A 12,746-nucleotide genomic window follows, 5' to 3' on the forward strand; every position below is an offset into this window, starting at 1 on the left:
GGCATAGATCGCAGTGGGGACGAAAAGGGCGCTCGCCTCGGCAATTGGTTTGCCCAAAAGGTCGATTAAAGCGTTCCGGATGCTGGTGTTACTAATACCCGCGGCAGTGAGAAGTAGTTTCATAATTTCTTTCTTTGATCCTATCGGCCATTCCCCTAATATAGGAATCAATTAAGAAAGTGGTTCGAAGCAGCTCCGCGAATTTTAAGAAAAACTTGCGCAACCGATAAGTTGCATGCATATTTGCAACCAATTGGCTTCCCAATTAAGGCAGGGCTATTCATGAGAACGATAGCCGTTGAGCCCTAATACTTAGCCAAAACTAAATTGATGTTAGCTATTTCATCGCCGAACTTTTGGCCAATATCAAGAGAAAGGTCCTGCGTAAACCGATAGTGTATACCCCCAACAGGAGGAAGCAAATTAGAAGCTGGCGTCTACCTACATTAAAGCTATCCAATATGTAGTTGCTCCCGAGGCCCTTTTTTGATCTTTCAGATAAACTTGCCTCAGATGCCATTGGCGCTGCAGCCGGGCTGCAGTGCTGTTAACAGGGTCTTATCCCGTTAACAAGAGCTTAACTGCCGGTCGCATTAAAATGAATACAGCAATATTTATTTTTAATCACGGGAATCACTAGGGTCAATTTATTTCTCCGGCCCTATTATCCCGTATATTCCTGCCTTATGCATCCTCCACTTCCCTACCTTATGCATCCTGCATTTCCTTGCAATTAGTCATCCGCCGGTTGCTATTTAAACATTAAACCTTTTTTTATGAGTAAATTTTATTTACTACCCTTCCTGTTTCTTGCTGTACAAGCCTCTGCTCAATCTCCGCAACACCTTATTCCGGTCCGCCAGGGACAAAACTTCACCATCCGATCGCCTTATAGTTTACCACCCGGTCGAAATACTTTAAAAAATATCCTTCGTGTAGCCGGGGTAGGCGCCATGGCCTATGGCAGCGAAAAGATTCTTTCCCGATCAAATGTCAAGGCTCCCGCCACTATCCAGGAAAGCAACCGCTGGCTACTTCCCGTCGGTGCCGCACTGACATTGACGGCGGACCCTATTGCCGGCCGGAAAAAAGACCCCGGGACCTACATCACCTATAGTCTTTATAATATGGACAAGGTGCTCGTGAGCCGGAAGGTGGTGCTGGTAACGAACAAACAATTGAAAAAGAGTGGTGGTATCGCGGTTAGCGGTAAGGCTACGGAAGATGGATTCCTCCAGGTCTCATTATCCGACGACAGGACGTATACGGATAACGACGACTTTAACAACGGCCTGGTCGTCGCGCTGGGATCCATTGACGAGACCGAATCGGAGGGTGTTGCGTTCTCTCCCGTGAGAGCGTCATTAGAGCCTGTTTCGACCGGCAGGGGAAGTATCTCTGCGGCGGGGCTGCTTACCGGTAAGGCGGGACGGGTCCCGACCTTTTCGACAGGGGAAGTGTCGACGATGGCAAAGGCTCCGGCTTTAATGAAAAGTATACCTGTTGCCGGCAGGTTGATCGGGGGAAGCCGGTCCCTGCCGAAGATCGTTCCCGGCATTGATCCGGTGGCGCCGGCAGGAACGGCTCCGGGTGGCAATACCGCGTTGTTGTTGAATAAAAGAAGTATCCCTTCGGCGCCCGACGACAAGCAACGGGGAGTGCCGTTTCCGGAACCTTTTATTCTTTTTCCGCCTGTCGGTCGTTTCTCCGTCAGATCCGGGTTCGCGGGCGCAGGAGATGACGATACGAAAGAAGTGGACGACTCCAGTTCGGAAAGTAGTGAGGGGGGTCCTACCAGTGATTTCAGCAGTGACCTCAGCAGTGACCCTCCCGGCGGCGGCGAGAGTGAAGAGGATGGCGACCCCGATGCCGGTGATCCGGATGATCCCTGTACGGCTACCATGATCAATGGCGGCACACCCGATGACTACCAGAGTTGTGTTTGTTCATTGAACCCCGATGCATCGGCCTGTGCGCCAGCCGATCCGACTGCTACGGCCGCAGCGACTGCAAAATGCAATGTTTGCTGGGTCACCTTTGGGGCAGCAGTAGCTGCTGCTACGGCGAACTATACCGCCGTCGCACTGCCGGCTTGTGCAGCGGGTGCGCCCGCGGCGGCTGCGGACTGCCGGGATCGTGCCGCTGCGTCGTATAGCATTGCCCTTTCAACGGCTGCTGTTGCCCTGGGTACCTGCCGTTTTGCGGCCGGCTGCGTTATCTAAACCTGCGTATCAATGCCTTTCCGACACCAATGGATCGTTCGCGTTCGGTCCATTGGTGTTTGTTCAACCCTAAAATTATCCTGAATGGACCTGCTGATCCTGGCAGCCCTGCTGCTTCTCTCGCTGGCTGGAATTTTCATCTGCCGGCTGATCCATTTGCACCTGATGAAACGGGACAGCCCGTTGGGCGAAAAGTTGTGCAGCACGGGTGGGAGGTTCGACTGTGATCGCGTCCTCGGATCCAGCCTGGGAAAAATCTCCAAAAATATTCACCTGGGCGATGTCGGGCTGGCGTATTTTATCGCGCAGTCGCTGTTCCTCCTTTTAGAGAGTATCAATGGCAAAGCCGCCGATAGTATCAATATCCTGACCTTACCCTATCTGTTCGCATTCGCGCTCACCCTGGCTTCGTTGTTCTACCAGGCTTTTATCATTAAGGCATGGTGTAAAATGTGTCTGCTCGTCGTAACCATCGTCTGGTTACAGGGCTTGGCGCTGGCCGCCGGCTTTGGTCTGCGGAAGAGCGGCGCCGAAGGATATTTCCTGGAAAATATTTTCGAGGGAAGACTGCTGGCTTCGCTTTTGATGTTCGTCTTTAGCGTGGCGATCGCCAGTGTCTGGTTTGTCCTTAAAGAAGCGATCCTTATCGGGGTGGAAACCTCGGCTATAAAAAAGCAACTCATCCTTTTCAAGGGTAATTCCAGAGTTTTCAAGGCCATGATCAAACCTCAGCGAATGATCAATACCGCGCTATGGGAAGATGATTTCCTATTGGGTGAAAGAGAGGCCCCTATTCAATTGACGGTCGCCTTAAACCCCTTTTGCCCACCCTGTGCAAGGGATTATAGCCATATCCTGCAAATCCTTGCCCAATTCCCCGAGTCGGTGTGTATTGCGATACGATTCCTTGTCTACCCCGACGAAGAAAATAAGACGACGCAGGCTGTCCGCTATCTGCTGAAGGCATATTCCGTTACACCCGCCGAGGAGCAGCCACTGATCTTAGAGCGGTGGTTTGCCGGTTTTTCGACGGAAGGTGCGTTGCCGGCAGGGCTGGATCCGGGGCACAGCCTGTTGTTGATCAAATACCAGCAATGGTTCGCAGAAAGCAAGATCACCCATACGCCGACCTTATTCTTTAACGGGCAGGAATTTCCCAAACTTTATGCGGTAGCCGATCTGCGATTATTGATACCGCGGCTTCTGAAGCGGCCTTTGCAAATAGGACAATACTGAAAACGATGACAAGAGAGAAGCTGATCCAGACCACCGAATCTTATTTTCCCGGGTACACGGGTATTATCCTTGGCGGAAGCCAGGTAAACCGAAACGAGATCTATGTCGGGTCCGATGTCGATGTAATGGTCTTCCATCCCGATTATGGCGGGGTGGTCAACCGAAAGATCCGGCATGGCGACTACCGATTCGATTTTACGCTGGCTCCCCTGTTCGATATAGAGAACACGGTCTATAACCTGAGCAGCGATACAAGGGGAGCCTTCTTAACACTGGTCGTGGATGGAGTTATCCTGGCCGACACCGGATCTATCGTAAAACAGATTAAGCAATTCGTACAGAGCGTTTACGACCGGATCAGCAGTAATACGCACCGGGAGTATGCACGGCTAATGGACAATTTGGAGGGATTGAACGTGGTTTTCAACCGCGAACTGCTGGAACGTGAACGGTTATTCTTTGTTTGCGAGCTGGTGGCCACCATCCTTACACTCGAAACGATGCGGATCCGTCACTGGCGTCCTTCTTTGAAACACAGGGTCCGTATCCTGCACGACAAGGACCGGCGGCTGACGGATGAATTGATGAACATCATCCGGAACGCGGTGCAGGAAGACTCTCTGAAAGGGGTTACCGCGTTTTTGGCGCAGTACAACAAATCACAGGGAAGGATGGGGCTGCCGGTCAAGCCGGTAGGCAGGCTGATCACCGACCTGTCCTTTGCGGGCTATTCCCTTAAGCGATTTACGGAATCTATTTTGCCCATTATCCGGCGGCATCCATCGCTGGGTGACCGTTACCGATACCATTATGCCTCTCAAAGTAATTACTGGCCGACTTACCAGCATGACTGCAGTATCCTCTTCGATGCCGGGGACCCGGGACAGGCAATGGACCTGGTGGACCAACTGCAAACTGTCCTGGAGGGGGAAGGCCTCGACCTGTTGGAGATCTCGACGATCTTTCCCAAGGAACGAGGGGTCAATGAAGCGTTCGACCAGGCGATAGAAAAACTGAACTCGCTGTTTTGCGAATGGAATACCGCCCTTTTGAAAGAAGACCGGTGCTGGGAACTCCGCTGGAAGGGGGTGATCACGGTATGTTACTGGTTGATGAGAAAGCTTGAAATGAGCCGCGCCGATCTCGTCCGGGCAAATACTTACCTGACCCAACGCTGGCTGATAAGGCGAAGCGATCTGAGGCTGTTGAGTTCGCATGAGTCGGTGCGGGAATACCGGGTAGAAAAATACCGCATCCTGCAGGATGAATTCAAAAAGAACAAGTCGCTGGTGTTGGCTGCTATGGCGGGAATGCGGAGTACCGTTATGGCTGAGGCAGGGGATACTGTTATGACCCGAGAGGTGCCCAAGGAGAATGTTAATGTAACAGTTCCAACAGAGGTTCTGGCAGCGCTGGAACAGATGTTGGCCGACAGGAGCCGGTATGCCTCCACTCTGCCATTCCTGGATCCCGTGCTGGACTTTATACAGATCGAAAATCCGGCGGCGGCCTTCTTTTATATCACCATCGTCGAGGAGATGGTACTGATGCTGAATCTGACCAATGAGCAGAAGAACCGGTGTTTTTATTTTATGAATGCCGCGGAGGGGTGATCCGACAGACGCATTTGCCCCTGTCTATTGTCCTTTTCTCCCCCCGTTTGATTAAACGATGATCGCTAGTTTTACAAAAACAAATTTATGCGAAAAATTATCGTTACCGAATTCATCACCCTCGATGGGGTTATCGAGGCGCCCGGCGGCAATGAAACCCCTCATCCTCATGGCGGCTGGCAGTTTAAATACAACGATCCGGAAACCGGCAAGTATAAGGTTGAGGAGCTTGCAGGCGCGGATGCCTTGCTGCTGGGCAAATCCACATACGAAATGTTTGCCGGGTACTGGCCCGGACAGGCCGGCAAAGAGTTTGCCGACCCCATCAACAAGCTGCCGAAATATGTTGTATCCCGGAGCCTGCAAAAGGCGGAGTGGAACAACAGTCAGATCCTTCGTGACGTGGCCAAAGATGTCGCCGCGCTGAAGAAGACCGAAGGTGGCAATATTCTCGTCTATGGGAGTGCGACCCTCGCCAAGGCCCTGCTTCACCACGATCTTATCGACGAACTGCGGCTGTTGCTATATCCTGTTTCGATCGGCGGTGGATTGAGGCTTTTCGATGACAGCCGGGAATTGAAGAAATTCGGGCTCAAACACTCTCGTGCGTTCGACAATGGGGTTCTTCTCCTCGAATATCAGCCGATCCGCTGACCCAAGAGACCTGCGGCAGGTCTGCCGGCTGTTGGTGCAATCGGCCAACCGGTGTTCATATCCGAACAATCGCATTTTTTGAAAACTTCGCAAGTATTTGACTATTAGCGGCTAGGCATCCTGGCATTTTCTTCGCTTATAAACGGAAAGAATACTTCGTCGAATTCAAAAGATCAGCCATATGTTCAAGAACTATTTCATCGTCACCTGGCGCAACCTTACCAGACATAAGCTGTACTCTGCCATCAATATCATCGGACTCGCCACCGGGATGGCTGCGTGCATCGTGATCCTGCTGTTCGTTTTTTATGAGAATAGCTTCGATAGCATGCATCACCGGAACCTCTACCGGCTAAACGAAGTGGACAAGTTTACGAGCACGGGGATCACTCAGAAAGGGGCGGTAACGTCGTTCCGGCTGGGGCCGACGCTGAAAGCCGAATTCCCCGAAGTCCTGAACTACAGCCGCGTGGCTCTGAATAACCAATACGAGATGACATCCGGAGAGAAAAGAGTGTTCCTTCCACATACCTACTTCGTGGATACCTCCTTTCTCCGGATGTTCGATTTCCCGCTGCTGGGCGGTGACCGGCAAACCGCCTTGCAAAAGCCAAATAGCATCGTGCTGACGGAATCAGCGGCCCGGAAATTGTTCGGAACCGTGGACCCGATAGGCAAGACGGTTTCGCATTATGGGGAAGACACCCTCCTTTTTACGGTTACGGGTATCCTGAAGGATGTGCCTGCCAATTCCCAATTTCAATTCGACGCCTTACAATCATTTAACACCGCCTATAAGCCGGACTGGGCACATCGATCGCGTGAAGATGGCAGTGGGAACACCTACCTGGAACTCGCGCCCCATACCGATGTCGCCGCACTGGAAAAGAAATTTCCTGCCTATCTGAAAAAACATAACATCGGTGGCAAAGACATCCAATACGACCTGTTCCTGCTTTCGCTTAGGGATGTCCATGCCAATGCCGCCGATATCCTCTATGACGACATCAATTTCCAAAAGTTTGACAAGCGGTATACGCATATTTTCATGGCGCTCGGTCTGCTGGTGCTGCTCATTGCCAGTATTAATTTCATGAACCTGTCCACCGCCCGGTCGGCGGAACGAGCCAAAGAGGTAGGCATCCGCAAGACGATCGGCGCTTTGCGCACGCAGCTAAGTATCCAGTTCGTCGGCGAGTCAGTGCTGCTAACCCTGATCGCACTGGCCATTGCCCTGGGGCTGGTGAGCGTGGCGCTGCCCTATATCGATAAACTAAGTGGGCGGGACCTGAGTCCCATTTTCTTCCTCCATCCCGAGCTGCAGGTGGCCCTGCTTATCGGGACGATATTGCTGGGTGTGCTATCAGGACTCTATCCGGCCATTTATCTGTCTGCCTTTCAGCCGGTAAAAGTCTTAAAAGGCGGCGGTGATACAGGCAAGACCAAAAGCCGTTTCAGGAATATCCTGGTCGTAGGCCAGTTCGCCAGCGCCACCTTCCTGATCATAGCGACCATTCTCGTCTTTCGCCAGCTGAATTATATGGAGAACCAGGACCCCGGCTTCGACCGCGACCAGTTGGTCACCATACCGCTACATGGGATCACCGCCGGTAAATATGCTTTAATGAAAGAAGAACTGTCAGCCAGTCCGCTGGTGACAGGAGTGACGGGGGCGCAGGAACAGTTGGGTGGTCCATTGACAACGCTGGGTTTTGGATTCTGGCCAGGTAACAAACCAATGCGGGTACTCTTCACCACCGGCTTATTCGTGGACCCCGATTATCTGAGCGTTTATAAGATCCGAATGGCGGCGGGCCGGAACTTTTCCCGGGAAAAATCCGCATTCAGGAAAGAATTTATAATCAACGAAATGCTGGCCAGGGAACTACTCAAGGATCAACCGGGAGCACCGCTCGACTGGCTCATCGGTAAACATCTGGGAGATGATACCCTTTGTCGCATCGTCGGCATTTCCAAAGACTTCAATTTCAATTCCCTGCACTATAAGATCGAACCCCTGTTCCTGGTTGACCAGGGCGCAAGTTCGTTCAGCACGTTGTCGGTGAAAATAAACGGCCGGCAGGCCCGGCAGGCCATCGCGCTTATCGAGTCCACCTGGAAGAAAGTTTTACCGGAGTATCCCTTCGAATATCAGTTCCTCGACGATCATTTCAGGCAGCTATACAAGACCGATACCCAGGTCTCCCAAATGGTAGCGATCATGGCCGGACTGGCGATCGTCATCTCCTGTCTGGGTCTATTCGGACTCGCCTCCTTTTCCACGGAGAAGCGAACCAAGGAGATCGGGATCCGCAAGATCCTGGGCGCTTCTGTCGAAGATCTCGTTTTTCTGCTGTCCAAACATTTTATCAGACCGGTGCTGATCGCCAATTTGATCGCCTGGCCGCTGGCCTGGTGGGCACTCCACCGGTGGATCCAGGGGTATGCATACCGGGTGCCTATCAGTTGGTGGGTGTTCGTGCTGGCCGGTGCAACCGCGCTGCTGATCGCCCTGGCGACCGTGAGCTTTCTGACGGTCAGGGCGGCACGGAATAACCCGGTAAAGAGTCTGAGAACCGAATAAAACCAGGTAGCTTTACCAAATCAAAGTTTAACTATGAACACGGATTACTCGAAAAAAGCAACCAACCAACAGATCAGGGAACGGTTTGACAAGGATACCGAACGCTTTTCCAACCTCGAAACAGGACAGCAAACGACGATCGACGCGCCGATAACCATGGAGTTATGCACGGAAGCGGCAAGGTATGCCAACCCACATGCAACACAACTGCTGGACGTCGGCTGCGGGGCGGGCAATTACACCTTGAAGATGTTGAGTAAGATCCCAGATCTGAACTGCGTGCTGAATGACCTGAGCCTGCCCATGCTGCAAAAGGCAAAGGAAAGGGTGTCGTCGCAAACAAAGGGCAACGTTACCATCATCCAGGACGACATGCGGAACCTGAACCTGCCCGACAATCATTTTGACATCATTCTTGCCGCCGCCACTTTGCACCATTTACGTGACGACAACGACTGGGAACTGATGTTCACGAAAATATATTCGGCACTCAAGCCAGGCGGCAGCTTTTGGGTCTCCGATCTGATCACACATAGCTCAGACGCCATCACAAGGCTATTCGAAGACAGCTATAGCCGGTATTTAGAGACGCTGGGAGGTCCAGAATACCGGCAGAAAGTGCTGGATTATGTACATTATGAGGATACACCCCGTTCCTTGAATTATCAGCTTGCCTTGCTGGCGAAAGTCGGATTCGGTAAGATAGATATCCTGCATAAGAACTCATCCTTCGCTGCATTTGGGGCGATCAAGTAGGGACAAGGGGGTATGTTTTTTTTAATGGCCGTTTAATCCTTATTAAAAATCGATTTAACAACGATTAATTCCTTTTAATGCATTGAACCTCTTTTAGCGCGGTACGTCTTAAAAGTGACACCTTTCTCCTGAAAAGTAAACACTAAACAGATGAAAACGCTAATCATTCTCTCCGCCATTCTGCTTGCTCTTTCTTCCTGCTCCAAAGACATGCCGGTTCCCTGCCCGGATCCCGACCAAACCTATTACCCTGACCCCTATGATGACCCCGAACCGGACCCGGCGCCTGAACCCGACGATCCCGACGATCCGTACGATCCCGGCAGTGATGACCCTTTCCAGTGCGGCCAAAAGAACCATCCTGTTATCATGGTCGCCCCGGTGACGGCAACAAGTTTGCATCCGATAGGCTAAAACGGGTAATTTCGACCCATGAAAGTGCAGAAATTCAAGGCAAGGATCGAACTCATCGGGATCAACCCCTTCGTCTTCGTGCCTGAAGAGATCCTAATGGAAATATTCAGGCAATCGGGCAAAGACAAGGGACATATCCCGGTTTGCGGTTCCGTCAACCGAAGATCCTACAGGCAGACCTTGGTAAGGTACCGCGGGCACTGGAGACTTTACATCAATACGACGATGCTAAAGGATTCCCCCAGGCGGATAGGCGAGATCGTTGCCGTGACGATCCAGCATGATCGAAAGGACAGGACGGTGCAGCCTCACCCCGCCTTTGAAAAAGCGCTTAGGGAAAATAAGGAAGCGAAAAAGATCTTTGACGGCCTGCCTGCATCCCGGAAAAAAGAGATCGTCCGGTATATTTCGGCCTTGAAGACACCTGAGAGCGTGAGCAGGAATATCGACCGGGCGATTGGGTTCCTGACCGGGGGCAATCGGTTCGTGGGCCGCGACACCCCTTAGAATGGGCCAGAGCATTCCCGGCCTGCGCAGTGAATAGAAGCCCTTTTGCTTTAACAACACAACTGCCACCCCGATTGTTTTGCTCAAAAAATATAGTTGATAAAATGATCCTGAGTAAGATCATCCAAATATTTTTGGCAAAACGATTCACACCATGGAAACAGTTGTGTTTGGTCTTCAGGACCTTGACAAGACAAAACTCGAAGTTGCCGGGGGTAAGGCGGCAAACCTGGGCGAACTCTTCAGGATCTCGGGGATCTGCGTACCGGACGGTTTTTGTATTTCCACCGGAGCCTTTAACAGGGTCATTGGGGAATCGCCATCGATCAACGAGTTACTGGACCAGCTTTCCCGTCTAAAGGCGGAGGACCGGGAAAAAATAGTCGAACTCAGCAGTAAGCTCCGCAGCACCATCGAAGGGATTGCCATCCCCCAGGACATTAGCGATGAGATCACCCGCCGCCTCGTCAACGGGGGTGAAGAAAATGCCTACGCGGTACGATCCAGCGCCACCGCAGAGGATCTGCCGACGGCCTCGTTCGCCGGCCAGCAGGATACCTATCTGAACATTATCGGAAAGGAAGCCATCCTAAAGCATATCCGCAAGTGCTGGGCGTCCCTTTATACCGGGAGGGCCATCATCTACCGCCTCCAAAACGGCTTCGACCACCGCAAAGTCCACCTGGCTGTGGTGGTTCAGCAAATGGTCTTCCCGCAGACGGCGGGAATCCTGTTCACTGCCGATCCCATCACGTCAAACAGAAAACTGTTATCCATCGATGCCGGCTTCGGATTGGGTGAGGCCATGGTCTCCGGCCGGGTGAACCCCGACGTCTATAAAGTGCGGGACGGCAAGATCATCGAAAAAAAGATATCCGTCAAGAAACTGGCTATCTATGCCCTGAAAGCCGGCGGAACCGAAGAACAGGCGATCGAGCCCGGACGACAGAACAGCCAGGCGCTGACGGATGAGCAGATCTTATCGCTTGATCGCCTCGGCAGAAAGCTCGAAGAACATTTCGGCCGCCCCCAGGACATCGAATGGTGCCTGGTTGAGGATATTTTTTATATTGTCCAGAGCCGGCCCATTACTACCTTATACCCTATCCCGGAAGCAAACGATCCCGGAATTCGCGTCTATCTTTCTGTCGGTCATCAACAAATGATGACCGACGCCGTAAAACCACTGGGGTTGTCCATCCGGCAGCTGACAGCGGCACGCCCCATGTATAAAGCCGGCGGAAGGTTGTTTGTCGATATCACGCAGCAACTGGCTTCATCGGTCAGCAGGGAAAACTTATTAATTGGCATGGGCCAACATGATCCGCTCATAAAAGATGCGCTGATGAGCATAATCAAGCGGGGCGATCTTAACTTGTTGCCGGAGGATAAAGATCAACAAAGCCCCGGTAACCCTATGCCGCCTCCGGGTCCGCCAACGCCAATCGAAAACGATCCGGATATCGTTGCCAATTTGATGAGGAACAGTCAGGCATCGGTAGAAGAGTTAAAACAAAATATCCAAACCCACTCAGGGACTGCGCTGCTTGATTTTATTCTGCAGGATTTCCAGCAACTAAAGAAGATCTTATTCGACCCGAAAAGTTCGGCGGTATTCATGGCCGCCATAAATGCTTCGGCATGGATCAATGAAAAAATGAACGAATGGCTGGGTGAAAAAAATGCGGCAGACACGCTCTCTCAATCCGTACCCAACAATATCACTTCGGAAATGGGGCTGGCATTATTGGATGTCGCTGACGTGATCCGGCCCTATCCCGAAGTGGTCGAATATCTTCAACAGGTAAAAAAGGATAATTTCCTGGACCATCTGCATTTGTTTGACGGCGGCAATGCAGCCAGGGAAGCCATTGATGATTTTCTCAACAAATACGGAATACGATGCGCCGGCGAGATCGATATTACCAAGGCCCGTTGGAGCGAAAAACCGGCTATACTGATCCCCATTCTTCTCGGCAATATAAAAAATTTTGAGGCCGGCGCCGGCAGCCGGAAATTTGAGCAAGGGCTGCAGGAGGCATTGAAAAAAGAGCAGGAGATCCTGGATCGTCTGGCGCCATTGCCGGACGGGGAGCAAAAAGCCCGGGAGACAAAACGCATGATCAGCCTGGTCCGGAATTACATCGGCTATCGGGAATACCCAAAATATGGAATGATGAGCCGCTTCTTTGTTTATAGACTTGCGCTGTTGAAAGAAGCCGAAAAACTCGTCCAGGCCAACGTTATTCATGAAAAAGAAGATGTCTACTACCTCACATTTGAAGAATTTCGTGAGCTCGTCCGCACGAATAAACCGGACTATTCGACGCTCAACAGGCGAAAAGCCGAGCATCGATCGTATGAGAAATTAACTCCGCCCCGCGTTATCACCTCTGATGGCGAGATCGGTGCAGGCGCGTATAACCGGGAACATCTCCCGGCCGGAGCGATTGCGGGTCTGGCTGTTTCTTCGGGAGTTGTCGAGGGCCGGGCACGGGTGATTTTAAATATGGAAGAAGTCGATCTGGAAGCCGGTGATATATTGGTCACCACCTTTACCGACCCCAGCTGGACACCGTTGTTTGTTTCCGTAAAAGGCCTGGTCACCGAAGTGGGCGGGCTGATGACCCACGGGGCAGTTATCGCCCGGGAATATGGCTTACCGGCGGTTGTCGGAGTGGAAAATGCTACCCAATTGATAAAAGACGGGCAACGAATTCGCGTAAATGGAACAGAGGGCTATGTCGAGATCCTATAGAG

9 protein-coding genes are annotated in these 12,746 nt (G+C 51.8%); all 9 read left to right on the top strand.

Annotated elements, in window-relative coordinates:
• The first annotated feature begins 776 nt into the window (after positions 1-776).
• The 9 genes from VGM48_RS22800 to ppsA all read left to right on the top strand — a co-directional run bounded on the left by VGM48_RS22800 (position 777) and on the right by ppsA (position 12,744).
• Positions 777-2,222 carry a hypothetical protein gene (locus tag VGM48_RS22800; protein WP_331582862.1) on the top strand — a complete coding sequence of 482 codons (1,446 nt, stop codon included), beginning with the start codon at positions 777-779 and terminating at the stop codon, positions 2,220-2,222.
• 84 nt (positions 2,223-2,306) lie between these two features.
• Positions 2,307-3,458, top strand: a complete 1,152-nt coding sequence (locus tag VGM48_RS22805) for a vitamin K epoxide reductase family protein (protein ID WP_331582865.1) — start codon at positions 2,307-2,309, stop codon at positions 3,456-3,458.
• A gap of 5 nt (positions 3,459-3,463) precedes the next feature.
• On the top strand, positions 3,464-5,071 hold the full coding sequence (locus VGM48_RS22810) for a hypothetical protein (protein WP_331582868.1): 1,608 nt from the start codon (positions 3,464-3,466) through the stop codon (positions 5,069-5,071).
• A gap of 87 nt (positions 5,072-5,158) precedes the next feature.
• Entirely contained in the window at positions 5,159-5,725 is a 567-nt protein-coding gene (locus VGM48_RS22815; protein ID WP_331582870.1) for a dihydrofolate reductase family protein, read from the top strand.
• 181 nt (positions 5,726-5,906) lie between these two features.
• Positions 5,907-8,309, top strand: a complete 2,403-nt coding sequence (locus VGM48_RS22820; RefSeq protein ID WP_331582872.1) for an ABC transporter permease — start codon at positions 5,907-5,909, stop codon at positions 8,307-8,309.
• A 33-nt stretch (positions 8,310-8,342) separates the two neighbouring features.
• Entirely contained in the window at positions 8,343-9,065 is a 723-nt protein-coding gene (locus tag VGM48_RS22825) for a class I SAM-dependent methyltransferase (RefSeq protein ID WP_331582874.1), read from the top strand.
• 150 nt (positions 9,066-9,215) lie between these two features.
• On the top strand, positions 9,216-9,479 hold the full coding sequence (locus VGM48_RS22830; protein WP_331582876.1) for a hypothetical protein: 264 nt from the start codon (positions 9,216-9,218) through the stop codon (positions 9,477-9,479).
• A gap of 18 nt (positions 9,480-9,497) precedes the next feature.
• Positions 9,498-9,986, top strand: coding sequence for a YdeI/OmpD-associated family protein (locus VGM48_RS22835; protein WP_331582878.1), 489 nt, complete (start codon positions 9,498-9,500; stop codon positions 9,984-9,986).
• 154 nt (positions 9,987-10,140) lie between these two features.
• Positions 10,141-12,744 carry a phosphoenolpyruvate synthase gene (gene ppsA, locus VGM48_RS22840; RefSeq protein WP_331582880.1) on the top strand — a complete coding sequence of 868 codons (2,604 nt, stop codon included), beginning with the start codon at positions 10,141-10,143 and terminating at the stop codon, positions 12,742-12,744.
• Positions 12,745-12,746: the final 2 nt, after the last annotated feature.

The sequence above is a fragment of the Puia sp. genome, from assembly GCF_036500295.1.
Taxonomy (GTDB): domain Bacteria; phylum Bacteroidota; class Bacteroidia; order Chitinophagales; family Chitinophagaceae; genus Puia.

What these genes read in the sequence shown, in the direction of transcription:
- VGM48_RS22800 (WP_331582862.1), top strand. Translation starts at nt 777, where the DNA reads ATGAGTAAATTTTATTTACTACCCTTCCTGTTTCTTGCTGTACAAGCC.
- VGM48_RS22805 (WP_331582865.1), top strand. Translation starts at nt 2,307, where the DNA reads ATGGACCTGCTGATCCTGGCAGCCCTGCTGCTTCTCTCGCTGGCTGGA.
- VGM48_RS22810 (WP_331582868.1), top strand. Translation starts at nt 3,464, where the DNA reads ATGACAAGAGAGAAGCTGATCCAGACCACCGAATCTTATTTTCCCGGG.
- VGM48_RS22815 (WP_331582870.1), top strand. Translation starts at nt 5,159, where the DNA reads ATGCGAAAAATTATCGTTACCGAATTCATCACCCTCGATGGGGTTATC.
- VGM48_RS22820 (WP_331582872.1), top strand. Translation starts at nt 5,907, where the DNA reads ATGTTCAAGAACTATTTCATCGTCACCTGGCGCAACCTTACCAGACAT.
- VGM48_RS22825 (WP_331582874.1), top strand. Translation starts at nt 8,343, where the DNA reads ATGAACACGGATTACTCGAAAAAAGCAACCAACCAACAGATCAGGGAA.
- VGM48_RS22830 (WP_331582876.1), top strand. Translation starts at nt 9,216, where the DNA reads ATGAAAACGCTAATCATTCTCTCCGCCATTCTGCTTGCTCTTTCTTCC.
- VGM48_RS22835 (WP_331582878.1), top strand. Translation starts at nt 9,498, where the DNA reads ATGAAAGTGCAGAAATTCAAGGCAAGGATCGAACTCATCGGGATCAAC.
- ppsA (WP_331582880.1), top strand. Translation starts at nt 10,141, where the DNA reads ATGGAAACAGTTGTGTTTGGTCTTCAGGACCTTGACAAGACAAAACTC.